General features: G+C 66.0%; 22 protein-coding genes. 9 read left to right on the top strand and 13 right to left on the bottom strand.

The window, feature by feature from the left end:
• Positions 1 to 41 precede the first annotated feature (41 nt).
• The 6 genes from CAL19_RS05460 to CAL19_RS05435 are packed head-to-tail and all read right to left on the bottom strand — an operon-like array spanning position 42 to position 5,294.
• Complete coding sequence (locus CAL19_RS05460; RefSeq protein WP_026640486.1) at positions 42 to 812, bottom strand: SDR family NAD(P)-dependent oxidoreductase; 771 nt, start codon at positions 810 to 812, stop codon at positions 42 to 44.
• On the bottom strand, positions 805 to 1,524 hold the full coding sequence (locus tag CAL19_RS05455; protein WP_026640485.1) for an ABC transporter ATP-binding protein: 720 nt from the start codon (positions 1,522 to 1,524) through the stop codon (positions 805 to 807). Before CAL19_RS05455 ends, CAL19_RS05460 begins: the two co-directional genes overlap by 8 nt.
• On the bottom strand, positions 1,511 to 2,302 hold the full coding sequence (locus tag CAL19_RS05450; RefSeq protein ID WP_026640484.1) for an ABC transporter ATP-binding protein: 792 nt from the start codon (positions 2,300 to 2,302) through the stop codon (positions 1,511 to 1,513). The genes CAL19_RS05455 and CAL19_RS05450 overlap by 14 nt, the downstream gene beginning before the upstream one ends.
• The gene (locus CAL19_RS05445; RefSeq protein WP_094796208.1) at positions 2,299 to 3,252 is read right to left on the bottom strand and encodes a branched-chain amino acid ABC transporter permease; all 954 of its coding nucleotides are present in this window, start codon (positions 3,250 to 3,252) and stop codon (positions 2,299 to 2,301) included. The genes CAL19_RS05450 and CAL19_RS05445 overlap by 4 nt, the downstream gene beginning before the upstream one ends.
• Positions 3,249 to 4,121, bottom strand: a complete 873-nt coding sequence (locus tag CAL19_RS05440; RefSeq protein WP_026640482.1) for a branched-chain amino acid ABC transporter permease — start codon at positions 4,119 to 4,121, stop codon at positions 3,249 to 3,251. The genes CAL19_RS05445 and CAL19_RS05440 overlap by 4 nt, the downstream gene beginning before the upstream one ends.
• A 21-nt stretch (positions 4,122 to 4,142) precedes the next feature.
• The gene (locus tag CAL19_RS05435; RefSeq protein ID WP_026640481.1) at positions 4,143 to 5,294 is read right to left on the bottom strand and encodes an ABC transporter substrate-binding protein; all 1,152 of its coding nucleotides are present in this window, start codon (positions 5,292 to 5,294) and stop codon (positions 4,143 to 4,145) included.
• A gap of 288 nt (positions 5,295 to 5,582) precedes the next feature.
• Between CAL19_RS05435 and CAL19_RS05430 the strand changes: the two genes are divergently transcribed.
• On the top strand, positions 5,583 to 6,788 hold the full coding sequence (locus CAL19_RS05430) for an NAD(P)/FAD-dependent oxidoreductase (protein WP_094796207.1): 1,206 nt from the start codon (positions 5,583 to 5,585) through the stop codon (positions 6,786 to 6,788).
• A 27-nt stretch (positions 6,789 to 6,815) separates the two neighbouring features.
• Here the strand turns inward: CAL19_RS05430 and CAL19_RS05425 are convergent, their stop codons facing one another.
• Positions 6,816 to 7,736: a 3-hydroxyacyl-CoA dehydrogenase family protein gene (locus CAL19_RS05425; protein ID WP_094796206.1), complete on the bottom strand. Its 921-nt coding sequence runs from the start codon at positions 7,734 to 7,736 to the stop codon at positions 6,816 to 6,818.
• Between the two features lie 75 nt (positions 7,737 to 7,811).
• Positions 7,812 to 8,585, bottom strand: coding sequence for a sulfite exporter TauE/SafE family protein (locus tag CAL19_RS05420; RefSeq protein WP_026640478.1), 774 nt, complete (start codon positions 8,583 to 8,585; stop codon positions 7,812 to 7,814).
• A 146-nt stretch (positions 8,586 to 8,731) separates the two neighbouring features.
• Between CAL19_RS05420 and CAL19_RS05415 the strand changes: the two genes are divergently transcribed.
• Positions 8,732 to 9,643, top strand: a complete 912-nt coding sequence (locus tag CAL19_RS05415; protein WP_094796205.1) for a LysR family transcriptional regulator — start codon at positions 8,732 to 8,734, stop codon at positions 9,641 to 9,643.
• A 10-nt stretch (positions 9,644 to 9,653) separates the two neighbouring features.
• On the opposite strand, the gene CAL19_RS05410 is transcribed toward CAL19_RS05415, so the two are convergent.
• Entirely contained in the window at positions 9,654 to 10,553 is a 900-nt protein-coding gene (locus CAL19_RS05410; protein ID WP_094796204.1) for a LysR family transcriptional regulator, read from the bottom strand.
• Positions 10,554 to 10,676: 123 nt separating this feature from the next.
• On the opposite strand from CAL19_RS05410, the gene CAL19_RS05405 reads away from it, so the two are divergent.
• Positions 10,677 to 11,468, top strand: a complete 792-nt coding sequence (locus CAL19_RS05405; protein WP_094796203.1) for a dioxygenase family protein — start codon at positions 10,677 to 10,679, stop codon at positions 11,466 to 11,468.
• Here CAL19_RS05405 and CAL19_RS05400 read toward each other — a convergent pair.
• On the bottom strand, positions 11,446 to 12,657 hold the full coding sequence (locus CAL19_RS05400; protein WP_249276267.1) for a lytic murein transglycosylase: 1,212 nt from the start codon (positions 12,655 to 12,657) through the stop codon (positions 11,446 to 11,448). The two genes, CAL19_RS05405 and CAL19_RS05400, sit on opposite strands and share 23 nt — an antisense overlap.
• A gap of 117 nt (positions 12,658 to 12,774) precedes the next feature.
• Positions 12,775 to 13,575 (bottom strand): ferritin-like domain-containing protein, encoded by an 801-nt coding sequence (locus tag CAL19_RS05395; protein ID WP_026640473.1) that lies wholly within the window; start codon positions 13,573 to 13,575, stop codon positions 12,775 to 12,777.
• Between the two features lie 61 nt (positions 13,576 to 13,636).
• Between CAL19_RS05395 and CAL19_RS05390 the strand changes: the two genes are divergently transcribed.
• Positions 13,637 to 14,776, top strand: a complete 1,140-nt coding sequence (locus CAL19_RS05390; RefSeq protein ID WP_094796201.1) for a GNAT family N-acetyltransferase — start codon at positions 13,637 to 13,639, stop codon at positions 14,774 to 14,776.
• On the opposite strand, the gene CAL19_RS05385 is transcribed toward CAL19_RS05390, so the two are convergent.
• A complete protein-coding gene (locus CAL19_RS05385; protein WP_094796200.1) occupies positions 14,764 to 15,234 on the bottom strand; it encodes a DUF1854 domain-containing protein in 471 nt (156 codons plus the stop codon). The two genes, CAL19_RS05390 and CAL19_RS05385, sit on opposite strands and share 13 nt — an antisense overlap.
• 18 nt (positions 15,235 to 15,252) lie before the next feature.
• Positions 15,253 to 17,520 carry an ABC transporter ATP-binding protein gene (locus CAL19_RS05380; RefSeq protein ID WP_094796199.1) on the bottom strand — a complete coding sequence of 756 codons (2,268 nt, stop codon included), beginning with the start codon at positions 17,518 to 17,520 and terminating at the stop codon, positions 15,253 to 15,255.
• A gap of 231 nt (positions 17,521 to 17,751) precedes the next feature.
• On the opposite strand from CAL19_RS05380, the gene cphA (CAL19_RS05375) reads away from it, so the two are divergent.
• From cphA (CAL19_RS05375) to CAL19_RS05355, 5 genes are all read left to right on the top strand, one after another.
• Positions 17,752 to 20,367, top strand: coding sequence for a cyanophycin synthetase (cphA, locus tag CAL19_RS05375; RefSeq protein WP_094796198.1), 2,616 nt, complete (start codon positions 17,752 to 17,754; stop codon positions 20,365 to 20,367).
• 30 nt (positions 20,368 to 20,397) lie between these two features.
• Positions 20,398 to 22,983: a cyanophycin synthetase gene (gene cphA, locus CAL19_RS05370; protein ID WP_094796197.1), complete on the top strand. Its 2,586-nt coding sequence runs from the start codon at positions 20,398 to 20,400 to the stop codon at positions 22,981 to 22,983.
• A gap of 258 nt (positions 22,984 to 23,241) precedes the next feature.
• Positions 23,242 to 23,442 (top strand): CsbD family protein, encoded by a 201-nt coding sequence (locus CAL19_RS05365; RefSeq protein WP_012248781.1) that lies wholly within the window; start codon positions 23,242 to 23,244, stop codon positions 23,440 to 23,442.
• Between the two features lie 24 nt (positions 23,443 to 23,466).
• Positions 23,467 to 23,631 (top strand): DUF1328 domain-containing protein, encoded by a 165-nt coding sequence (locus tag CAL19_RS05360; RefSeq protein WP_026640467.1) that lies wholly within the window; start codon positions 23,467 to 23,469, stop codon positions 23,629 to 23,631.
• Positions 23,632 to 23,693: 62 nt separating this feature from the next.
• The gene (locus tag CAL19_RS05355) at positions 23,694 to 24,038 is read left to right on the top strand and encodes a BON domain-containing protein (RefSeq protein WP_026640466.1); all 345 of its coding nucleotides are present in this window, start codon (positions 23,694 to 23,696) and stop codon (positions 24,036 to 24,038) included.
• Positions 24,039 to 24,107 lie beyond the last annotated feature (69 nt).

Here is a 24,107-nt window from a genome sequence, read left to right as displayed (position 1 = left end):
CTTTTCTGGACTGGTGCTGGATCAACTTGCTCGTCAGGCCGTCAGGCCTTCAACCCCCCATCGACGGGCATTGTCACGCCCGTGGTGTAGCTGGCTGCGTCGCTCAGGAAATACATGACGGCGTCGGCGATCTCGTCGGCCTGGCCGAACCTTCCCATCGGAATGCGGTTACGCATGACATCGACCGTCGGCGGCGCGGCGCCTCCCAGCTCGCTTGCTTTCACGAACATTTCCTGCGCCATGGGAGTGTCTATGGTGCCCGGGCATACGCAATTGACCCGGATGCCTTCGCGCGCGTGATTCAGCGCCAGGCTGCGCGCCAGCAGCGCCACGGCGCCCTTGGAAGCCGAGTACGCGGGCAGAAAGCCCGAACCGCCCAGGCCGGCGGTGGATGAGAACAGCACGATCGACCCCTTGCCGAGCTCGCGCATCTGCGGAACGAGCGCCTTGACGGCCAGCCAGGCCCCCTTGACGTTGACATCGAAGAGCCTGTCCCACTCTTCTTCGGTGTAGTCGATGGCGGGCTTGGGAATGCCGTTGATGCCCGCCGAGGCCACGAGAAACTCGGCGGGGCCGAAAGTCTGGCGCGACAGTTCCGCGGCCGCATTCACGTCCGCCGCCAGCGATGCGTCGCCCACGTAAGTGACGGCGTCGGGGCATGAGGCCCGGAGCGCTTCCAGGCCGGCTGCGTCGCGGTCGAACAGCATCAGCTTCGCGCCGTCGCGGGCCAGCCTCAAGGCACTGGCCTTGCCCAATCCCGAGGCCGCTCCGGTGACGAACGCCACGCGGCCCTGAAAGCGCGATTCAGACATGCTCTTTACCTCCCAGATAGAATTCGCGCAGTTCGTCCATGGCCACGCCATCGCCGACCTCGCGCTCATAAGCGATACGCCCGCCGCGGATCACATAGATGTAGTCCGCGATGTCCAGCGCCATCCCGACGTTCTGCTCCACCAGCAGCAGCGTCAGGCCCAGTTCGCGCAAGGCGAGAATCGCCTCGGCGATTTCTTCCACGACTCTGGGCGCCAGCGCGGCCGACGGCTCGTCCAGCAGCAGCATGGAAGGACGCGACATGAGCGAGCGGCCGATGGCCAGCATCTGGCGTTCGCCGCCGGAGAGCATGCCGGCCGCCACATTGCGGCGCTCTCGCAGGCGTTTGAAGCGCTGGTAAACACCTTCGAGGTCTTCGGCGATGCCGGCCTTGTCGCGGCGGCGGTGATAGGCCCCCATCAGCAGGTTTTCCTGGACGCTCATGCCCGCGAAGACTTCCTTGCCTTGCGGCACCAGCGACAGGCCCATGGCGGCGCGGCGCTCGACCGGGACGTCGTCGATGTCCTTGCCGTCGAAGACGATGTTGCCTTCCTGCAATGACACCAGGCCCACGATGCTTTTCAGGGTGGTGGATTTACCCGTGCCATTGCCGCCCAGCAGCGCAACCAGCCCGCCCTTGGGCACATCCAGCGTCACGCCATGCAATATGCGCGTGCGGCCGTAGCCCGCGATGATATTGTTAAGCTTTAGCACGGCGCTTCCATCCTGAACCGATATAAGCCTCGACCACGACCGGGTCGTTGACCACGGTCTCCGGGTGCCCGTGGGCGATCATGACCCCGCTATCGAGCACCACCACCTGGTCGCACAGTTCGCGCACTACGCGCATATCGTGCTCGACCAGCAGAATGCTCATGCCGAATTCGTCGCGCATCCTGCGGATGATGCTGATCAGCCTGTCGACATTCGGAGGCGACAGGCCGGCCGCCGGTTCATCGAGCAGGAACAGCTTGGGCATGCTGATGAGCCCGCGCGCAAGTTCCACCATGCGTTGCTGCCCGATAGACAGGTCGGTCGCCGGCCGTTTCGCGAATTGTTCCAACTCGAACCACTGCAGCAGTTCACGCGCCTTGGCCCGCACCGCGTCTTCTTCCCGGACGGCCTGCGCGCGTCCCAGGATGGTGTCCAGAGTGCTGGATTGCATGCGGATGTGATGCGCGAGCAGCAGGTTTTCTTCGACGCTCAGCGAGCCGAACAATCGAATCATCTGAAAACTGCGCGCCATGCCCAGGCGTGCCCGCTTGTAGGGCGGCAGGGCCGTGACGTCCTGCCCGCCGAACAGGAACGATCCGCCATTGGTTTCGAGCTCGCCCGTGATCAGGTTGACCATCGTGGACTTGCCCGAACCGTTGGGCCCGATCAGGCCGACGATTTCGCCGACGCCGACCGACAGGCTGACATCCTTGACCGCCACCACGCCGCCGAACCGGCGATGAATCCCTCGGGCTTCCAGAATGGGAGCAGTGCTCATGCCTGGGCCTCCTTGGTGGCGCGCAGCTTGCGTACGCGGCCCGCGATGCCTTCGGGCATCAGGGCAATGGCCAATATCAGCAGCACGCCGAAGAACAGCATGCGGTAGCGGGCCCAGTCGCCCAGCATCTCGGGCAGAAGGGTCAAGAGCGCCACGCCCAATATGGGCCCATAGAACGAGCCTTTGCCGCCGATGATCATCATTGCCACGATCGTGCAGGATATCCAGATGGTGTAGTCGTCGGGGGCGATGTTGCCCATGTAGTGGGCCATGAGCACGCCCGCCGCGCCGGCAAACGCCGCCGATGCGACGAAAGCGGTCAGCTTGGCACGGGTGGCGTTCAGGCCGATGGCCGAGGCCAGAACCTCGTCATCGCGCACCGCCACCCATTCGCGCCCCAGCCGCGACTTCACCAGCCGTTCGGCCACCGCCACCAGCACGACCGTCGCCGTCAGAATCAGCCAATAGTTGGCCCTCAAGCCGTCGATCGTGAACAAGTGCGCGCCGAACAACGAGACATCGCCCACCGGTTCCACCGGCAGGCCATTCTGCCCCCCGGTAAAAGACGTCCACTGCACCAGCCCCAGATAGACGATGGTCTGGAAGGCGATGGTCACGATAGCCAGGAAGTGCCCTTTCAGACGCAGCGCGGGAACGCCCAGCAGCAGGCCGCACAGCCCGGTGATGATCATTCCGGCCGGCAGGTGCACCCAGAAGCCGGTACCCAGGTCGCGCGACATGATGCCGGCGGTATAGGCGCCGATTCCGAAGAACGCCCCCTGGGCGAACGAAAACTGCCCGCAGAACCCGGTGACCAGGTTCAACCCGGTCGTCAGGATCACGTACACCAGCATCAGCAGCAGCAGCGACACGATATAGCTGCCCTGCACAAGGAATGGCACCGCCGCGAGCAGCAGCACCAGAATGAGGAGGGAGAGATTTTTCTTCATGAGCGTTGGAACGTCCTTCCGAACAGACCCTGCGGACGCAGCAGCAGGACGGCGATGACGATCACGAATCCGACGATGTCGCGCAAGCCGTTGCCCAGGTAGGCCGAGGTAAGGGATTCGACGATACCCAGCAGCAGGCCAGCCGCGGCCGCGCCGGCCACATTGCCCATGCCCCCCAGAATGACGACCGTGAATGCCTTGAGCACGATCATGTTGCCGATGATGGGGTACACCATGTACACCGATGACATCATGAAGCCCGCGATGCCTGCCAGCAGCGCCGACACGATGAAGGTAATGACGGCAACCCGCTGCACGCGCACGCCGCACATCCGGGCCACCATGGCATGCTGGGCCATGGCGCGCAGGCTGCGCCCCGTCCACGTGTAGCGCAGCACCAGGTACAGCACCGAAATCAGCGCCACCATGGCCACCGGAATCAGCAATTGCTGCAGCGGCAGGTAGACGGGCCCTATTTCGACGCCGATGGTGGAGTACTGGGTTTGCATCAGCATGGGGCTGGGACCGAAGCCGATCAGGGCCGAGTTCTGCAGCACTACCGCCAAGCCGAACGACGCAATAATGGAACTGGTTGCGTCGCGCTCTTTGAGCATCTTGTTCAGCAGCCCTTCGGCGCCCAGCCCCAGAATGATGGCCACCACCAGCACGCCGCCCAGGGCTGCCCAGATCGGCAGGCCATAGTTGATAACCAGGATCAGCCCCGTGTAGGCGCCCAGCATGTAGAACTCGCCATGGGCAAAGTTGACGACGCCCAGGATGCCGAACACCAGCGTCAGCCCGACAGCCACCAGCACATAGTTGCTGCCGTTGACGATGCCGTTGGCGAGATATTGCAGTAGAAGGTCCACGATCGCTTCTGCCTCGATTGATCAATAGTCGAGAACGCGTTTGCCGTTCTTGATGATCGCAATGAAATAGGGATAGTCGACACTGCCCTTTTCATTGAAGTCCGCCGTGGTTCCTTCGGGCCCCAGGCCAATTGGGAAGTCTTTCATACCATTGGCCAGCATCTGCTGGATCGCGGCGCCGTCGGGCTTGCCCACGCGGCGCAGTGCCTCGATGCCGATGGCTGCCGAGTAATAACCAAGGGCGTTGAGCATGCCGGGGTCGTGGCCGTATTCCTTGCGGAAGCGCTCGCCAAAGGCGCGGCCGACTTTGTTGGGCGTGCTGGCCTCGTAGGCGGTGGCGACCGCGAAGTTCTCGGACGCCGGGCCCGCCAGCTTGATGAAATCGTCGCTCAGCATCGAACCGGAACCCACGAACTGGGTACGCAGGCCCACCGACGCGGCCTGGCGCACGATGGTGGCTCCGTCCGCCGCCCAGCCGCCGATGTACACCACGTCGGGCTTGAGGGTGCGGATCCGGGTCAGGATGGTAGAGAAGTCCTGGTCGCCAATGTTGTACGACTCTTTGGCCACGATCTCGCCGCCCGCGGCCTTCACCACGTCGGAGGTCTGCTGGGCCAGGTCGGTGCCGTAGCCCGTCGTGTCGTGCAGGATGGCGACGCGCTTGGCCTTGAATTTGTGGACGATCGCGTTCGCGGTGTCGTTACCCTGGCCCGTGCTGTCGGCAAAGAAGCGGAAGAACCAGGGATCTCCCGGCGTGTTGGCGTCCGTGGCGATCGCGCCGGTGGAGCCGCCCGTCAGCATGGGCACCTTGAGTTCTTTGGCCACCTTCATGCTGGCAACGACCACGGCGGAAGCATAAGTGCCGATGATGAGAGGCACCTTTTCCTGCTCAATGAGCTTGCGAACCGCCAACACCCCCTTGGAGGTATTGCTTTCGTCGTCCTCGACCGCGAGTTCGATCTTGCGCCCCAGCACACCGCCCGCGGCGTTGGCTTCGGCGACGGCGAACTTGACGCCCTTGAAAACTTGATTGCCTTCGATGGAACCGTTACCCGACAGGGGCAACATGCAGCCTATGCGTATGGGCGACGAGTCTTGCGCTTTGACCAGAACCGGCAGCGCAAGGCCAGCCCCAAGCAACCCGAGCATATGACGACGAGAAATCCTGGACATGGAAGCCCCCTAGTTTGTATATCGAACAGGTATCCGAATTCGATGACTAATCAATCATCGTATTGCACAACGATACGACCGTATTTAAATAATGAACCGAGAAAAGGCCGCGGGCAATAATTTTCTTGACCGGGAAAACCCTTGATTAATAAGGAAATTAAGGGTTAACCCGGCCTTGTGCGGGCATTTTTTGGCCGACGGAACCGCAACATGTCGCATCGATATACAATTCGTCCGTATCGACTAAAGATACGGCGTATTATTTTTTCCACACTGTGAGCGGGCCTCATGCAGCGTATCGTCATCGTGGGAGGCGGCCATGCCGCCTCGCAACTTTGTGCCAGCCTCGCCGAGGCCGGGCTTCGAACCGGCGTCACCCTGGTAAGCGCCGAGGCCCATCTGCCTTATCACCGCCCCCCGCTGTCCAAGGGATACCTCAAAGACCCCCAGGCCGAGCCCCAGTTGCTGCGCCCCGAGTCGGCCTACGAGGGGATGACCCTGCACCTGCGCACGCGCGCCGAACATATCGATGCCGAGGCCCGCAAGGTCACGCTCAGTGATGGCAGGGTCCTGCCCTACGACGCCCTGGTGCTTGCCACCGGCACCCGCCCCAGGCGCCTGCCCGGATTGCCCGCGGCGTTGGACAACCTGCACTATCTGCGCACCATCGACGATGCGCTGCGCCTGCGCGTGTCGTTAGCCGAGGCAAAGTCCGTCACCGTGCTTGGCGGCGGATTCATCGGCCTGGAGATCGCCGCGACCGCGGCGGCGCTGGGCAAGCGCGTCACGGTCTTCGAGATGGCCGACCGGCTGCTGGCCCGCGCGGTCTCGCCCGATGTTTCCGAGCATGTCGCAAACACGCTGCTGCAGGCCGGCATCACCTTGCAGCGCAATTGCGGGCCGATCGAGTTCCTGTGCCAGCAGCAGCGCGTGGATGCGCTGATCTGCCAGGGCGAGACGCACGCCGCCGACCTGCTGGTGGCCGGCATCGGCGCCGAGCCCGACACCGCGCTGGCCCAGTCTGCGGGCCTGGCCATCGATAACGGTATCGCCGTCGATGGCCATATGCGGACATCCGCCGCGCACATCTATGCAATTGGCGATTGCGTGAGTTTTCCCTATGCCCGCTGGAACCGGCGCCTGCGCCTGGAATCGGTGCAGAATGCCAACGACCAGGCGCGCACGCTCGCGGCGCTGCTGGCGGGACAGCAGCCGGCGCCCTACGCCGCCCTGCCCTGGTTCTGGTCCGACCTGGGCAGCCTGCGCCTGCAGATGGCCGGCCTGGCCCCCCAGGGCGCCGAATGCGTGACGCGGCCCGGCGCCAAGCCGGGCAGCTTTTCGATACTGCATTTCGCCCAGGGCAGGCTGGCTTGCGTGGAATCGATCAATGCGCCGGTCGATCATATTGCCGCGCGCAAGCTGCTGGAAAAAGACCAGCTTCCCGACCAGGCGGTGCTGGCCGACCCGGCCATACCTTTGAAGGCCCATCTCTGAACGCCCGGCCGCCGTGCCGGAAGGCGGCTACTCGGTTTTTTCTTGCCGGCTGACGGCGATAAGGTGTTCGAGCAGCCTGCGCTCGGTGGCGTCGCGCTCGGATGGCTGCCAGGCATAGGTGCCCTGCCCGGACTTGGCGCCGATATTGCCGGCTTCGACTTTTTCGCGGAACATGCGCGGCGCCTGCCCAACATTGCTGAGCGAGGGCGCCAGGTAGTCCATGATGTCGCTGGTAAGGTCCAGCCCGATGAAATCGGCGTTTCTGAGCGGGCCGATCTCGGGCAGCCGGCGCCCGAAAGTCAGGCGGGCCACCAGGTCTACGGTTTCGGGCGCGCAGATGCCTTGTTCGACAATGTGCGCCGCCTCGCGCACCAGCGCGAACTGCATGCGATTGCCCACAAACCCCGGCACGTCGCGATACACCTCTACCGGGATCTTGCCGGCCTGCTCCAGCCATGCGATGACGCGCTGTACGACGCGCTTGTCGGTCTGTTCGCCATGCACGACTTCGACCAGGGGCATCAGATACGGCGGGTTCCACCAGTGCGTGCCTACGATGCGCGACGCCAGCGCGGAGCCCGCGGCGATTTCGGTGATGCGCAGCACCGAGGTATTCGAGGCAACGATGCAGTGCGGATTGGCGGCGTCGATGGCCCGCACCAGTTCGCGCTTGATGTCGAGCTTTTCGGGCGCGGCCTCTACGACCAGGTCGCAGTCTTCGACACACTGCTCCAGCGTGTCGCTGATGCGCACGTCCACGGGCCGGCTCTGGCCCAGCAGCTCGAGGTGACCGGCAATACGGCGTGGCACGTCGGCGCGCACGGCGGGGTTCGGATCCCAGATGGCCACCTGAAACCCCGCCACCATGAATGCCTGCGCAATGCCATGCCCCATCAGTCCCGCGCCCAGCACCGATACCCGCGCGCGGCTGTCTGTCGTTTGATTCATGCTGATTCTCCCGGCCACACCCAAGCCGCCAGTTTGCCGGTTTCGCGATGCAGATACCACTGCTGCGCCGGCGATTCAGCGTGACAGCAGACCTTCGGCCAGTTGGTAGGCGCCCAGCGCAGCCAGGCTGAGCATGAAACACAGGCGGAACATCCGCGGCGACAGCACGCGACGCAGGCGCTGGCCGGCGGCCATGCCCAGCAGCGCCGGCGCCAGCATGGCAAACGAGACGCCCGCCGCCCCCGCGCCATAGCTGCCGTTGAGCCACAGGCCGACGGCCAGCGCCACTGTAGACACCGTGAACGACACGCCCATGGCCTGGATCAGGTCGTCTTTGTTCAGCCCCAGCGATTGCAGGTAAGGCACGGCGGGCACCACGAACACCCCGGTCAATGCGGTGATCACACCGGTCAGCAGCCCGGCGCAAGGGCCCAGCCAGGGCTCGGCGCGGGCCGGCAGCGCGGGCGGCGTGCCGAACAGCCCCCAGCCTGCATAGGCAAGCAGCGCCGCGCCCAGCGCCGCAGCGCCCCAGGCGCCCGCCGGCGGCCCGAAGAGAGCCGCGCCCGCCAGCGTGCCCGCGCAGACGCCCAGTTGCAAAGTGCCGATGCGCTGCAGCAGCGGCGCCAGCCTGCGCACGGGCCCCGCCTGCCACAGGTTGGTAATGAGCGACGGCACCACCAGCAGCGCCGCCGCCGTGGCCGGGGGCATGAATAGCGCCAACAACGCCATGGAAATCGTGGGTAGGCCCAGGCCCACCACTCCCTTGATCATGCCGGCCAGCAAGAACACGGCGGCCACGGCGGCCAGCAGTCCGGGCGCGAAGCCCGGCAGAAAATCAGCAAAGTTCATGGAACAGGCGTAGGCGGCGCCATCCGCGCCGCGTTTGAAAATAGGCGGATGATGGCCATTCTTGCCTGCAGGCATGCGGCTGCCAATGCGGATGTGCCGCATCCAGGCTCAGGCTAAACCTGATACTGGCGTGCTAGCATCGCCGCATGCGCTTCGACCTGACCGACCTGCGGCTGTTCCTGGCCATATACGAAGCCGGCACCATAACCGGCGGTGCCCAGCGTTGCCACATGACGCTGGCGTCGGCCAGTGAAAGGGTGCGCGGCATGGAACAGGATCTGGGCGTGCCGCTGCTGACACGTCAGCGGCACGGCGTGCACCCCACGGCCGCGGGCCGCGCTTTGCTGCATCACGCGCGCAACGTACTGGCCCATGTAGATCGCATGCGCGGCGACCTCGACCAGTTCGGCCAAGGTCTGAAGGGGCACGTCAGGCTCTTGTGCAATACCGCCGCGCTGAGTGAACATCTGCCCGATCTGCTGGGCGGCTTCCTGTTGCAGCACCCCCGGGTTTCGGCAGACGTAGACGAAAAAACCAGCACGGACATCGCACACGCGCTGCGCGAGGGAGCCGCTGATATCGGCATCGTGGCGGATTCTGCCGATATACAGGGCTTGCAGGCCTACCCGTTCCGCCCCGACCCCCTGGTGGTGGTAGCGCCGCGAGGCCATCCCCTGGCGGCGCGCCGCCATGTGGCCCTTTCCGACCTGGCCGGGCTGGACTTTGTCGGCCTTGCCGAAGGCAGCGCCTTGCAGGACCACATCGCCCAGCATGCGCGCCGCGCCGGCGTTGTGCTGAACACCCGCATACGGCTGCGCAGCTTCGATGCCGTATGCCACCTGGTGGGGCGCGGCGTGGGCGTGGGGATTGTGCCGGACGCGGCGGCCCGCCGTTGCGCACGCAAGGCAGGCATCAGGGCGGTGCCCCTGGATGCGCCGTGGGCGCGGCGCAACTTGCTTCTGTGCGTGCTGCGCGCCGACGACCTGCCTGCCTACGCCGTGCAGCTGCTCGACTATCTGCGCGCGGCGGCGCTGCCCGCCGCGGCCCGCCCCCACTGAGCACGCGCCGCTAATCGGGCCAGCGCGCCTGGGCAAAGTGCGCCGCCAGGAAGTCCAGCACCGCCCGCACTCGCGGAGGGACATGCCGCCTGGTGGGATATACGGCGTATATGCCGAGCTCGGCGCCGCGATATTGCGGCATCAGCTCCAGCAGCGTGCCTTTGCGCAAGGCGTCTCCTACCAGGAAGGTAGGCTGGAAAACGATGCCCAGCCGTGCCAGCGCGGCTGCCACGCAGGTGTCGCCATTGTTGGCGCGCATGATGGGCTGGATGCGGACGCTGACCTCGCCCTCGGGGCCATGGAAGCGCCATTCGTCTCGGCCGGACCAGTAACTGTAGGCGATAGTCGAATGCGTCACCAGCTCGCGGGGATGCTCCGGCATGCCATGCTCGCGGATGTAATCGGGCGATGCGCACAGCACCATGCGCGTGGACGCCAGGCGGCGGCTCACAAGCGTGGAATCGGGCAACTGGGAGATCCGCACCGCCACGTCGTAGCCCTCGTCGACCAGATCGACGAGCCGGTCCGAGAGGGTGATATCGAGGACAAGCCTGGGATGGTGCGCCTTGAACTCGGCCCACAGCGGCGCCAGGTGGCATACGCCGAACGTCAGGGGGGCATTGATGCGCAACAGGCCGCCTACCTCGGCGCTGCGGCTGTTGACTTCGGTTTCGGCATCTTCGACTTCGGCCAGCAACACCTTGCATCGCTCGTAGAACAACTGCCCCTCTTCGGTCAGGGACTGGCGGCGCGTGGTCCGTTGCATCAAGCGCACGCCCAGCCGCGTCTCGAGCTCGGTGACATGGCGCGAAACGCCCGCCTTGGACATGCGCAAGGCTTCGGCGGCCTTGACGAAGCTGCCCGCCTCGACCACGGCCGTGAATACCCGCATTTCTTCGAACCGGTCCATATTGACCACCAAATTGGAACAATGTGTCCACGAATGGGCTGTTTATCTCGAAGCAATGCGCAATTACAGTAAGGCATTGCTCGCCGGACCTATCCCGGCATACCTACATCACGGACTTCGATCATGCAAGCTCAGCCTACTCTTTTTGTATCGCACGGCGCACCAACTTTCGCAATCGAACCGGGCGCTGCCGGCCCCCTGCTGGCAGAGCTTGGCCGGCAGCTGCCCAGGCCGCAGGCCATCGTGGTGGTGTCGCCGCATTGGATGACCCGGGACCTGGCGGTTACCGCCGCGCTTCATCCGCAGACCATTCATGATTTCGGCGGCTTTCCGGCGGCGCTGTATGCGCTGCAGTATCCCGCGCCCGGCAACCCGGCGCTGGCCGCGCGCGTCGCCGACCTGCTGGGCGCGTCCGGCTACCCGGTGCGGCTGGATCCGGAGCGCGGACTGGACCATGGGGCCTGGGTGCCGCTGCTGCACATGTTTCCCGACCATGACGTGCCCGTGCTCCAGCTGTCGCTTCCCGCGTCGATCGAACCCGCATCGGCGTGCGAACTGGGCCGCCACCTGGCGCCGCTGTCGGCCGAGGGCGTGCTGATCATCGGATCGGGCAGCCTGACACATAACCTGTACGAGTTCCGGCAAAGCGGTGGCGCGGATGAGGCGTATGTGCGTGATTTCACGAACTGGGCGCGCGCAGCCGTGCGGGCGCACGATCGCGATGCCCTGGTGAACTACCTGCAATCCGCGCCCCAGGCCCGCCGCGCCCATCCCACGCCAGAGCATTATCTGCCGCTGCTCATCGCCGCCGGAGCCGCCGCGCCGCACGCCGAAGTGCAAGTGCTGGACGGCGGCGTCACTCATGGCGTGCTGTCTATGGACGCCTACGTGTTCAAGGCGCCGGCGCTGGCTTAGCGGCTGCGGTCTCAGGACTATTGCGCAGCCACACCAGGGTTTTCTGGCCCGCCCGCCCGTCGGCCGGCAGGCCAGCCTCGCGCTGCACCGCCTGCAGCGCCGCCCGGGTCCGTGCGCCGATAATGCCGTCCGGCTTGCCGATATCGTGGCCGCGCGCGATCAGCAGCGACTGCAATTCGCGCCGCTCGGCGCGCGAAAGACCGGGGTCGTCGGTGGGCCATGCGCGTACGAAGGGCCCGCCGCCGCGCAGCCGGTCGGCCAGGTGCACGATGGCCAACGCATAGCTTTCGGCGGCGTTATAGGAATACACGGCGTCGAAGTTGCGCGTGACCAGGAAGGCCGGCCCTTGGGGGCCGGCGGGCAGCAACAGGCCCGCCTGCATGTCGCCCGCCGGCAGCGGCTGGCCGTCGGCGCGCGCCACGCCCTGGGCCGCCCACGCCGACATGGGCCGCTTGTTGCGCCGGCCCGCGCCGCTGGTATCGAGCCCCGCGGGCAACACCACCTCGAAGCCCCATGGCAGGTCGGGCTTCCACCCGGCTCGTTTCAGGAAGTTGGCGGTGGACGCCAGCGCATCGGGGACGCTGTCGACCAGATCGCGACGTCCGTCGCCGTCGAAATCGATGGCCAGGCGCAGATAGGTCGAAGGCATGAATTGCGTCTGGCCGAAGGCGCCGGCCCAGGACCCGTTCAGGCGATCCGGGCTGAGATGTTCCTGCTGGATGATCTTCAGGGTGGAAAAGAATTCGCCCCGGAAATATGCCTGGCGGCGCCCGAAGCACGACAAGGTCGATAACGATGTCAGCAGCGGCCGACCGCCCAGCTGCCGGCCGAAATTGCTTTCGACGCCCCATACCGCTGCCACCGTAGCCGGATCGACGCCGAACTGCTGTTGCGCGCGGTCCAGTTCGGGCCGCCACTGCTGCAAGGCCTGGCGTCCGTCGGCAACGCGTTCGTCATCGACAAGCGCCGCCAGGTAATCCCAGATGGGGGTCTTGAACTCGGGCTGCGCATCGAGCGACGCGATGACGCTCATATCGGGCGTCAGGCCCTGCGTGTGCGCATCATAGGTGCCGGCCGACACGCCTTGCTGGAGCGCCTGGCCGCGCAACTGCGCAAGACAATCGGCAAACGCAGCGGTATCGGCGGCGCTGGCCCCGCTGGGCGCCGGAGCGGCATGCAGGCCGCCCATCAGGACGGAAAGGCAAAGCGCGGAACAGTATCGACGTGTCATGGGCACGATTCTAAGGCAGGCGCATACCGCAAAGATTCGCGGCGCCTGCGCGTAAGTATCGTGCTGTAACGCGCGCTAGCCCTGCTGCAGCGCCTGCAACTCGGCCTCGTCGAATCCCGCCTGCCGCCGCGCCGCAAGGTTGAAGGGGCCGCGCAACCGGGGCGCGCCGTAGCGTTCGGCCATTTCGGCGTAGCACGCCAGCGGATCGAGCTGGCGTTGCGCGCACAGGTGCCGATACCACCGGTTGCCGATGGCAACGTGGCCGATCTCGTCGCGCAGGATGATTTCAAGAATGGCGGCGCCGGCCGCATCGCCGGCGCCGGCCAGCTTGTCGCGAATCAGCGGCGAAGCGTCCAGGCCGCGCGCTTCGAGCGTGCGCGGCACCAGGGCCAGCCGCGCCAGCAGATCGTCGCACGTTTTTTCTGCCATTTCCCATAGCCCGTTATGGGCCGGGAAGTCGCCATAGGCGTAGCCCAGCGAACCCAGGTGATCGTTGAGCAATTCGAAGTGATAGGCTTCTTCGCGCGCCACGCGCAGCCAGTCCAGGTAGAACTCCGCTGGCATGGCGGTGTAGCGCCAGACGGCATCCAGGGCGAGGTTGATCGCGTTGAATTCGATATGCGCCAGGGCGTGCAGCAGGGCAGCCCGGCCTTCGACGGATTGGACCGACCTTTGCCTGACCTGCGAGGGCGGCACCAACGGCGGCATATCCGGCCGGCCGGGCAGCGCGGGCGGCGCGTCGAGGCATGCGGCGGGATCGACATGCGCGGCGTCGCCGATGGCGCGCACGGCAGCCAGCTTGGCGGGCCAACTGCGTTCGGCCAGAGCGGCCAGGGCCAGGTGGCGGAGCGAATCGGAAGGAGTCGGGGCGGTCATGCAGGCAAGGTGTCCAGCGGCGGCGCGAGCGCTGCGCCGCCCTACACTTTATCATTGCGCCATGAGCTCTTCTGCCCGTCTTGGTATCGAAACCTCGTTGGCCCATGTGGATGCGCAGCAATGGAATGCCTTGGCAGGCACGCAGCCGTTTTTACGCCATGAGTTCCTGTCGGCCCTGCATGACACGGGTTGCGCGGCGCCATCCACGGGCTGGACTCCGTACTATCTGGTATTGCGACGCGACGGCCGGCTGGCCGGCGCTGCGCCGCTATATCTTAAAACGCACTCGCGCGGCGAGTATGTTTTTGATTATGCGTGGGCCGATGCATTCGAGCGCCACGGGCTGCGGTATTACCCCAAGCTGCTGGCCGCAGTGCCCTTCACCCCCGTTGCCGGGCCGCGCCTGCTGGCCGGCAACGCACAGGACCGCCTGGAACTCGCGCGCGGCCTTATCGAACTGGCACAGGGCCTGCAGGTATCTTCGCTGCACGTGTTGTTTCCCGACGATGACGACCTGCAAGCATTGCGCAAGGCCGGCTACATGGTGCGCGAGGGCGTGCAGTTCCATTGGCGCAACGCCGGCTATGCGCACCTGGACGAGTTTCTCGCGGCGCTGAACCACGATAAGCGCAAGAAGATCCGCCAGGACAGCAAGAAAGTCCGCAATGCCGGCGTGACTTTCCGGTGGCTGCGCGGCGCGCAGATCGACGATGACATGCTGGCATTCTTTTATCGGTGCTATTGCCACACATACTTCACCCACGGCAATCCGCCGTATCTGAGCCAGGCTTTCTTCCAGCGGCTGCGGGCACGGCTGCCGCACGCCCTGGTGCTGATTGTCGCCATGCGCGACGGCGCGCCCATTGCCGCGGCGTTGAACATGCAAGGCGGCGACACGCTGTACGGCCGGTATTGGGGCGCGCTGGAGTTCGTGCCGGGCCTGCATTTCGAGACTTGCTACGCGCAGTCCATCGCCTACTGCATTGAAGAACGGCTGGCCTGCTTCGAAGGCGGCGCACAAGGTGAACACAAGATGGCGCGCGGCCTGCTGCCCGCCCCCACCTGGTCGGCGCACTGGATCGCCGATGCCCGGTTCGCCGCGGCGGTCGAGGACTTCCTGGAGCGCGAGAGCGCTGCGATAAACAGCTATATGGGCGAACTGGAAGCCCATACGCCGTTCCGGCGCTCCTACAAGAAGTGATCCAGCAGCCGGCGGCTGTGCCGGTCGAGCGCCGCGACGTCGCGCACCAGATAGTGAATGCCATGACTGTCGGCAATCAGCAATGCGTTGCCGGCCAGGCGCCGTATGTCTTCTTCGCCCTTCAGCGTGAATTCGGTGGGCCCGCGGTCGGTGCGGACCTGCCACACGGTGGGCGTGGCCGCCCGTGACACCGCATCGATGCGCCGGATTTCCGGCATGAACTCGCGGCCGGCGAGCGCGTCTTCGATTTGCCGCAGCGTGTCGGATGGCAAGTCGCCTGGACGGTCGAGCCACAGCAGTTCATGCCCCTGGGCGTCCAGGATGGATACCCCATCGCCGGGCGCGCTGATCGGAAATGCACGAACCACCTGCACGCCCTCGTGCGGCCGGCCGTGCGCCGCCACATAGACCAGGCGGCCTTGTTCGTTGCGATACAGCTCGAATGCGGGATAAGTCATGACGGATTCCGCTGCGGCTCAGTGCGCGAGCGTGGCGCGGTCATCTTCGCCGGCCTCGTCGTGCAGCCCGGCCTCGCCGCGCGCCTGGGCCTGGTACAGGCGATAGTATGCGCCCTGCCTGGCCATCAGTGTTTCGTGACGGCCCTGCTCGACCACCCGGCCGTGGTCGAGCACGACCAGGCGGTCGGCCTTGCGCAACGTGCTGAGGCGGTGCGCGATGGCAATGGTGGTGCGCCCGCGCACGAGATTGTCCAGCGCTTTCTGGATTTCTTTCTCGGTTGCGGTGTCTACCGACGAGGTGGCCTCGTCCAGTATCAGGATGCGCGGATCGATAAGCAGGGCTCGCGCGATGGAGATCCGCTGGCGTTCTCCGCCCGACAGCGCCTGGCCGCGCTCGCCCACCAGCGAATCGTAGCCATGCGGCAAGCGCAGGATGAACTCGTGGGCGTGCGCCGCGCGCGCGGCAGCCACGATCTCGGCGCGCGTGGCGTCGGGCCGCCCGTACGCGATGTTTTCCGCGATCGTGCCGAAGAACAGGAAGGGTTCCTGCAGCACGAGTCCGATGTTGCGCCGGTAGTCGGCGATACGCAGACTGCGGATGTCGGTTCCGTCGACCAGGATGGCGCCTTCGGACACATCGTAGAAACGGCAGATCAGGTTGATGAGCGTGCTCTTGCCCGACCCGCTATGCCCCGCCAGGCCTATCATTTCGCCTGGCGCTATCGACAGATCCAGGCCATGAATGACCGCCCGATTGCCGTAGCGAAAGCCCACGCGGCGCAGTTCTATGCGGCCCTGCACCCGGCCCAGGCTCGTCGGTACGACAGGCTCCGGCACACTGGACACATGATCCAGGATATCGAAGATGCGCTTGGCCCCGGCAGCCGCCTTCTGGGTGACAGACACAATGCGGCTCATGGAATCCAGGCGCGTATAAAAGCGCCCGATATAGGCCAGGAAGGCAGCCAGCACGCCCACGGTGATCTGCCGGTTGGCCACCTGCCAGATGCCGAACACCCACACCACCAGCAAGCCGATTTCGGTCAGCAGCGTAACCGTGGGCGAGAACAGCGACCACAGGCTGTTGACGCGGTCGTTGACTTCAAGATTGCGCTGGTTGGCTGCGCGAAAGCGCTGCACCTCGCGCTTTTCCTGGGCGAACGCCTTCACCACCCGTATGCCGGGTATCGTGTCGGCCAGTACGTTGGTGATCTCGGCCCAGATGCGGTCGACCTTTTCGAAGCCGTGGCGCAGGCGGTCACGCACGGCATGGATCATCCATACAATGGCCGGCAGCGGCGCCAGCGTGGCCAAGGCCAGCCAGGGATTGATCGACACGAGTATCGCGGCCGTCATCGCGATCACCAGCACATCGGTGGCGAAATCGAGCAGGTGCACCGACAGAAAAATACATATGCGGTCGGTTTCGCTGCCGATGCGCGACATCAGGTCGCCGGTGCGCTTTCCGCCGAAGTACTGCAGCGACAACTGCTGCAGGTGCTCGTAGGTCGTGGTGCGCAAGTCGGCGCCGATGCGTTCGCTGACCCACGCCAGGATATACGTGCGCGCCCATCCCAGCGCCCATGCCAGGGCGGCCGAAGCCAGCAGCCCCGCCAGGAGCAGGCGCACCAGCGCGTAGTCGATGGGCGCACCGTTCTGGAACGGGATGAGCACCCTGTCCATCAAGGGCATCGTCAGATACGGCGGCACCAATGTGGCGGCGGTGGCCAGGATGGTCAGCAGGAAGCCGGCGGCCAACGTACCCCGGTATGGCCGGGCGAAACGCCATAGCCGCAGCAGCGCCCAGCCCGACGGAGGCTGCGCCGGTTCCCGGGTGCAGGCCGGGCATTCGTCCTGCCCCGGCGGCAGCGGCAAATGGCAATCCGGACAGGCGGGTGCATCGCCCGCGCCACCCGCCTGCAGCGCGTCGAATGCGGCCAGCAACCGCAAGGCGGCGGGGTTGCGCGCCAGGGTAAACCGCCAGGCCGCCAACCGGACCGCGCCCTGGAAGAGTTCGAGCGTCGCGGCGCCCGCATGGTCGTGCAGCTGCAGGCGCAAGCCGCTGGCGCACGGCCAATCGCGCCACACGCCGTCGTCGGCCGACCAAGCGAGGATACGGCTGCCGGTAAGCGCCACCAGCCCGGGGCGGAACGCCAGGCGCTCGTCCAGGTCGGTTTCCAGGCGCGCCAGCACGGTTTCTCCGGGCGCAAGGCGGGCTTGCAGCGCGTCATGAGGGACGACCCGGCCCGGCGCGCAACAGCCGGATTGAAGCGGTTTTTTTTGCATGGATGGCGATCCGCCATGACCGAGTTGTCGGCTCTGCCGAACGTGTCCCTTCCTTACAACAGCGCAAGTTTGTTGGCGTGTAAAGGCGGCGTATAGTAGCAGCCGGTACACCCCATTTCCATACTAGGAATACCAACCGACCCACGCTTCGGCCCTGCTTCCCGCACGACATCCCCGTCCGCTCTTTCCCCGGGGCTTCCTGTCTGCCGTCGCGCAAACACTAACTAAAACATGAGAGACAAAGACATTGTATTTCGCGATGTCGTGGCTTTGCGCGGCCCGAACATTTGGACGTACCGGCCGGTGCTCGAAGCCTGGGTCGATATCGGCGCGCTTGAAGACTACCCGTCCAACACCATTGCGGGGTTGTACGAAAGGCTGTCGTCCTGGCTGCCGGGCCTGATCGAACACCGGTGCAGCCCTGGCGTGCGGGGCGGCTTTCTGCAGCGCCTGCGCGAGGGCACCTGGCCCGGCCACATCCTTGAACACGTGACGCTCGAACTGCAGACGCTGGCCGGCCTGCCAGGCGGTTTCGGCAAGGCCCGCGAAACCTCGGAGCGCGGCGTCTACAAGGTGGTGGTGCGGGCCTGGGAAGAACACGTGGCGCGCGCCGCGCTGGAACATGGCCGCGAGCTGGTGCTGGCCGCCATCCAGGATCGCCCCTATGACGTAGAACGCGCCGTCGCCCGCCTGCGCGAAGTGGCCGACACGCATTGCCTGGGGCCCAGCACCGCGTGCATTGTCGACGCCGCCGACGACCGCGATATTCCGTGCATCCGCCTCTTCGAGGGCAATCTAGTGCAGCTGGGATACGGCTCGCGCCAGCGGCGTATCTGGACAGCGGAAACCGACAGCACCAGCGCCATCGCCGAAGGCATATCGCGCGACAAGGAGCTGACCAAGGCCCTGCTGTCGGACTGCGGCGTGCCCGTCCCGCAAGGGCGGGATGTCGACAGCCCGGCGGATGCCTGGCAGGCCGCACAGGACATCGGCCTGCCCGTGGTCGTAAAGCCCCGCGACGGCAACCACGGCCGCGGCGTGTTCACCAACCTGGCCACGCAAGCCGAAGTGCTGGCCGCCTACGAGGTTGCGGTGCAGGAAGGCAGCGGCGTGCTGGTGGAACGCTTCGTGCCCGGCAACGAGCACCGCCTGCTGGTGGTGGGCGACCGGATGGTCGCGGCGGCCGCGGGCGAGCCGGCATGGATCACCGGCGATGGCCGCCATACGGTACAACAACTAGTCGATCTGCAGATCAACAGCGACCCGCGCCGGGGCCGCACCGAAAACCACCCTCTCAATGTCGTGCGCCTGGATTCGGCGGCGCGCCTGGAACTGACGCGGCAGGGCCTGCAGGCCGACAGCATCCCGGCCGACGGCCGTCGCGTGCTGATCCAGCGCAATGGCAATGTGGCCTTCGACGTCACAGACCGCGTGCACCCGGATACGGTGGCGGACGTGGTGCTGGCCGCACGCGTGGTGGGCCTGGACGTGGCGGGCGTTGACCTGGTGGCCGAAGACATATCCCAGCCGCTGGCGGCGCAGGCCGGCGCCATTGTCGAGGTAAATGCTGGACCCGGGCTGTTGATGCACCTGAGGCCGGCCGACGGGCCGCCGCGCCCGGTCGGGCGCGCCATCGTGCACCATCTGTTTCCCGAGGGCGATGACGGCCGCATCCCGGCGGTGGGCATTACGGGCACCAATGGCAAGACGGTGGTTGCGCGGCTGCTGGCGCGGCTGCTGGCGCTGTCGGGCCGGCATACCGGCCTGGCCTGCAGCGAAGGGCTGTACCTGGGCGCACGCCTGGTGCAGGGCGGCGACCAGGCCAATTGGGCGGGCGGACGCCGCCTGCTGGTGAACCGCAGTGTCGACGCCGCAGTCATCGAAAACGACAGCGGCGTCATCCTGGGCCAGGGACTGCCCTACGACCGCTGCCAGGTGGGCGTGGTGACGAACATCGGCCAGGGCGACCACCTGGGCGATTACGACATCCAGGACACCGAACGCCTGGCCAATGCATTCCGCACCCAGGTAGACGTGGTGCTGCCCGGCGGCGTGGCCGTGCTCAACGCCCAGGATCCGGCGGTGGCCGAAATGGCGCCGCTGTGCGACGGCGAGGTGATCTTCTTCGGCAGAGACCCGGCATTGCCGGCCATCGCCGCGCAGCTCGCCCAGGGCAGGCGCGCCGTCTTCCTGCGGGCGGGCGCCATCGTGCTGGCCGCGGGCAGCCACGAGGCGGCGCTGGCCGATATTGCGTCCGTGCCCCTGACACATGGCGCGCGCGTGGCGTTCCAGGTGGAAAACGTACTGGCCGCCGTAGCGGCGGCCTGGGCGCTGGATGTTCCCGAAGCCATCATCCGCGCGGGTATCGAGGCGTTCGACAGCGAACAGGCCGATGCGCCGTGGCAGTTCACATTGTTCGAGCGGGGCGGCGCCACGGTGGTGGTCGACGCCGCGCACAATGCGTCGGCACTGCGCGCCTTGCTGGATGCGGTGGCGCAGTTTCCGGCTGCCCGGCGCCACGCCGTATACGCCGCCGGCGCCGATCGCCGCGATGCCGAGCTCATCGAACAAGGCGGGCTGCTTGCCGGCGCCTTCGACCGCATCGTGCTGTACGACGACGTCACGGTGGCCAGCAGGCGTGCGCCGGGCCAAGCCCGCGCCCTGCTGCGCCAGGGGATCGGGCAACATGGCCGGCGGCCGCAGGTGCACGACGAACCCGACCACGCCAGCGCCATCGACACGGTGCTTGGCCATATCCGGCCCGGCGATTTCGTATTGCTGCAATCCGACGAAGCCAATTCCGGCCCCACGATCGATCGCGTGCGGCGCTGGATCCAACAACAATAAACAAGCGACACCGCACCAGGAGACTCGCCCATGGAACTCAACCGTGTCCGGGCGCTGCGCGGCCCCAATCTGTGGAGCCGCAATACCGCTATTGAAGCCATCGTCCATTGCTCCGACGTCGAATGCGACGTCGATGCACACCTGCCCGAATTCGAAGGCCGCCTCAGGGCGCGCTTTCCGCAGATCGGCCGGCTGCGTCCGGAAGGCCAGCTCGAACCGCTGTCTATTGCGCACGTATTGCAGGCCTGCGCGCTTGCGCTGCAGGCGCACGCCGGCTGCCCGGTCACTTTCGGGCGCACGGCCGCTACGGTGGAACCGGGCGTGTTCCAGGTCGTGGTGGAATACAGTGAAGAAGCGGTGGGAAAGCTGGCCATGGAACAGGCCGCTCAACTGCTGCAGGCCGCGCTGGTCGACACGCCGTTCGAACTGGCCGAAGCGCTGGCACGGCTGCGCGAGCTAGATGAAGACCTGCGCCTGGGGCCCAGCACGGGCGCCATTGTCAATGCGGCGCTGGCGCGCAACATTCCCTTTCGCCGCCTGACGCAGGGCAGTATGGTGCAGCTTGGATGGGGAAGCCGCCAGCGTCGCATCCAGGCGGCGGAAACCGACGCCACCAGCGCCATCGCCGAATCTATTGCCCAGGACAAAGACCTGACCAAGATGCTGCTCGATGCGGCCGGCGTGCCCGTGCCGATGGGCCGCAGCGTGGCCGATCCCGACGCCGCATGGAAAGCGGCATGCGAACTGCGCGGGCCAGTGGTGGTGAAACCGCGCGATGGCAGCCAGGGGCGCGGCGTGGCCGTCAATATCGAAACACGCGAGCAGGTCATCGCGGCTTTCCATGCGGCGGCCGGGATCAGCAGCGAAGTGATCATCGAGCGCTATATCCCCGGCCACGACTTCCGCTTGCTGGTGGTGGGCAACGCCATGGTCGCGGCAGCGCGCCGCGATCCGCCCCAGGTGACGGGCGACGGCCGGCACACGATCCGGGAACTGGTGGACAAGGTCAATGCCGACCCGTTGCGCGGCGACGGCCACGCCACGTCGCTGACAAAAATCCGCTTTGACGATATCGCGCTTGCGACATTGCAAAAGCAAGGCTACGGCGCCGAGTCGGTGCCTGCGGCCGGCGCGCTGGTGGCGCTACGCCACAACGCCAACCTGAGCACGGGCGGCTCGGCCACCGACGTGACCGACGAAGTGCACCCCGAACTCGCAGCCCGCGCGGTGACGGCTGCGCGCATGGTGGGGCTCGACATCTGCGGGGTCGACATCGTGGCAACCACGGTGCACCTGCCGCTCGAAGCGCAGCATGGGGGCGTGGTGGAGGTCAACGCGGCGCCCGGCCTGCGGATGCACCTGAATCCCTCGTTCGGCAAGGGCCGCGCGGTGGGCGAGGCCATCATCAACAGCATGTTCGCCGAAGGCGAAGATGGGCGTATTCCCGTCGTGGCCGTCGCGGGCACCAACGGCAAGACCACCACCGTGCGGCTTGCCGCCCACTTGCTGTCGGCGGCCGGCCAACGCGTCGGGATGACAAATTCCGATGGCGTATATATCGGCGCGCAATGCATCGACACGGGCGACTGCAGCGGGCCGCGCAGCGCTCGCCGCGTGCTGGCGCACCCTGGCGTGGACGCGGCGGTGTTCGAAACGGCGCGCGGCGGGGTACTGCGCGAGGGCCTGGCCTTCGACCGTTGCGATGTCGCTATCGTGACCAACCTTGGAATGGGCGACCACCTGGGGCTGGGCTATATCAGCACCGTCGAAGACCTGGCTGTCGTCAAGCGGGTCATCGTGCAGTACGTGCATGCCGGCGGCACGGCGGTACTCAACGCCACGGACCCCATGGTGGCCGACATGGCTGGCGCCTGCCCCGGTTCCGTAGCGTTCTTTTCCAGCGACGCCGCACATCCCCTTATCGGCACGCACCGCGCGCAAGGCCATCGGGTCGTGTACCGCGACGCGGCTGCCATCGTGGCCGCGCAGGGAGGAGAAGAAATCCGCATCGATCTGTGCGACATCCCGCTGACCCGCGGCGGCGCCATCGCCTTTCAGGTCGACAATGCGATGGCGGCCATCGCCGCGGCCTGGTCGCTGGGTATTGAATGGGACGCCATCCGGCGTGGCCTTGCCACGTTCGTCAGCGATGCCCATACCGTGCCGGGCCGCTTCAATGTATTCGACTACCAGGGCGCCACCATCGTTGCCGACTATGGCCACAACCCCGACGCCATCCAGGCATTGGTACGTGCGGTAGATGCCTTGCCCGCCGCACGGCGCAGCGTAGTGATAAGCGGCGCAGGCGACCGACGCGACGAAGACCTGCGCCGCCAGACCGAGATTCTGGGCGCCGCATTCGACGACGTGGTGCTCTATGAAGACCAGTGCCAACGCGGACGCGCCGACGGCGAAGTGCTGGCGCTGCTGCGGCAAGGCCTCGCGCACGCGCCGCGCACGCGCCGTGTCGATGAAGTGCGCGGAGAGTTCCTGGCTATCGACACGGCGCTGGCGCGCCTGTCGCCGGGCGATCTTTGCCTGGTGCTGGTAGACCAGGTGCAGGCTGCGCTGGCGCATCTGCAGCAGCGCATAGCAGGCGCAGCCGCCCGCGCCTGACGTGATGGCAGGGCTCTCGTCGGCACACATGGGGCCGGCATGCCCACGCGTGCCCGCCCGTTTCGCGCAGGTTACGACTGCCCGTCAAAGCGGCTCAAAACTTTACTCAACTGTAACTCCGCTTCCAGCTTAAACCGTGCACGCACGCCCGCACGGGACGGAAGTGGGCGGCGTTTACATTTGCCTACAGCGGTGTTTGACACTCGTGGTGCGCGCTCGTAGGGTAGAAACACGCTCAACAACCAAGGAGTCAGCACCATGAACAACGACATCGTTGCAGGCAAATGGAAGCAACTGACTGGCAAGGCGAAGGCGGCGTGGGGCGACCTGACCGATGACGAACTGACCCGCACCGAAGGCAACGCGGAACAGTTGGCCGGATTGATCCAGGAACGCTATGGCAAGACCAAGGAAGAAGCCGAAAAAGAAGTGCGCGCTTTCTTCGACGCCAACCGCTGACCGTAACCAAGCAGGAGAACCGATATGCTCTATTACGCCGTTGTGTTCTTCGTCATTGCGATCATCGCCGCGGTACTGGGTTTCGGCGGTATCGCCGCCGGCGCGGCCGGCATCGCGAAGATTCTGTTCTTCGTATTCCTGATCCTGGCGCTCTTGTCCATCTTCAGCGGCGCATTCAGGAAGAAATAACCGGGCGGCGCGAGCGCCAGACGGCGCTCGCTTCGGCCCCCGGCAACCACAAGGAGAATGTCATGAGAACGCGCAAGCTGATGACGGCCACCGCCTTGGGCGCCAGCGTGTTGTTCAGCGCCGGCGCCTTTGCCGCCGACGCAGAGGCACCCAAGCAGTCGGTGGGCGAATATGCCTCGGATGCGATGGTGACCACCAAGGTGAAGGCGGCGTTTGTGGCCGACGACACCCTCAGCGCGCTCGATATTGCCGTTGAAACCAATGACGGCGTCGTTACCCTGACCGGCACGGTGGGCACCGAAGCCGAAGTCGAACAGGCTGCCCGCGTGGCCCGCGACATCGAAGGGGTGAAGCAGGTCAGCAACGACATCAAGGTCGATCCGTCCAAGGCCAGGAAGCAGCAGTAACGCGGGGCGGCCTACGCGGGGCGGCCTGCGCGGGGCGGCCTACGTGGCCCGAACTGCGCGGCCCCGATC

Origin of the sequence: Bordetella genomosp. 7, from assembly GCF_002261265.1 — a bacterium.
Lineage (GTDB): Bacteria > Pseudomonadota > Gammaproteobacteria > Burkholderiales > Burkholderiaceae_B > Bordetella_A.
This window is presented reverse-complemented; position numbering and strand designations above follow the sequence as displayed.

Coding starts and splice junctions, on each gene's coding strand:
- CAL19_RS05460 (WP_026640486.1), bottom strand. CDS start 812: ATGTCTGAATCGCGCTTTCAGGGCCGCGTGGCGTTCGTCACCGGAGCG.
- CAL19_RS05450 (WP_026640484.1), bottom strand. CDS start 2,302: ATGAGCACTGCTCCCATTCTGGAAGCCCGAGGGATTCATCGCCGGTTC.
- CAL19_RS05445 (WP_094796208.1), bottom strand. CDS start 3,252: ATGAAGAAAAATCTCTCCCTCCTCATTCTGGTGCTGCTGCTCGCGGCG.
- CAL19_RS05435 (WP_026640481.1), bottom strand. CDS start 5,294: ATGTCCAGGATTTCTCGTCGTCATATGCTCGGGTTGCTTGGGGCTGGC.
- CAL19_RS05430 (WP_094796207.1), top strand. CDS start 5,583: ATGCAGCGTATCGTCATCGTGGGAGGCGGCCATGCCGCCTCGCAACTT.
- CAL19_RS05425 (WP_094796206.1), bottom strand. CDS start 7,736: ATGAATCAAACGACAGACAGCCGCGCGCGGGTATCGGTGCTGGGCGCG.
- CAL19_RS05420 (WP_026640478.1), bottom strand. CDS start 8,585: ATGAACTTTGCTGATTTTCTGCCGGGCTTCGCGCCCGGACTGCTGGCC.
- CAL19_RS05415 (WP_094796205.1), top strand. CDS start 8,732: ATGCGCTTCGACCTGACCGACCTGCGGCTGTTCCTGGCCATATACGAA.
- CAL19_RS05410 (WP_094796204.1), bottom strand. CDS start 10,553: ATGGACCGGTTCGAAGAAATGCGGGTATTCACGGCCGTGGTCGAGGCG.
- CAL19_RS05405 (WP_094796203.1), top strand. CDS start 10,677: ATGCAAGCTCAGCCTACTCTTTTTGTATCGCACGGCGCACCAACTTTC.
- CAL19_RS05400 (WP_249276267.1), bottom strand. CDS start 12,657: ATGGGCGGCCTGCATGCCGCTCCGGCGCCCAGCGGGGCCAGCGCCGCC.
- CAL19_RS05395 (WP_026640473.1), bottom strand. CDS start 13,575: ATGACCGCCCCGACTCCTTCCGATTCGCTCCGCCACCTGGCCCTGGCC.
- CAL19_RS05390 (WP_094796201.1), top strand. CDS start 13,637: ATGAGCTCTTCTGCCCGTCTTGGTATCGAAACCTCGTTGGCCCATGTG.
- CAL19_RS05385 (WP_094796200.1), bottom strand. CDS start 15,234: ATGACTTATCCCGCATTCGAGCTGTATCGCAACGAACAAGGCCGCCTG.
- CAL19_RS05380 (WP_094796199.1), bottom strand. CDS start 17,520: ATGCAAAAAAAACCGCTTCAATCCGGCTGTTGCGCGCCGGGCCGGGTC.
- cphA (WP_094796198.1), top strand. CDS start 17,752: ATGAGAGACAAAGACATTGTATTTCGCGATGTCGTGGCTTTGCGCGGC.
- cphA (WP_094796197.1), top strand. CDS start 20,398: ATGGAACTCAACCGTGTCCGGGCGCTGCGCGGCCCCAATCTGTGGAGC.
- CAL19_RS05365 (WP_012248781.1), top strand. CDS start 23,242: ATGAACAACGACATCGTTGCAGGCAAATGGAAGCAACTGACTGGCAAG.
- CAL19_RS05360 (WP_026640467.1), top strand. CDS start 23,467: ATGCTCTATTACGCCGTTGTGTTCTTCGTCATTGCGATCATCGCCGCG.
- CAL19_RS05355 (WP_026640466.1), top strand. CDS start 23,694: ATGAGAACGCGCAAGCTGATGACGGCCACCGCCTTGGGCGCCAGCGTG.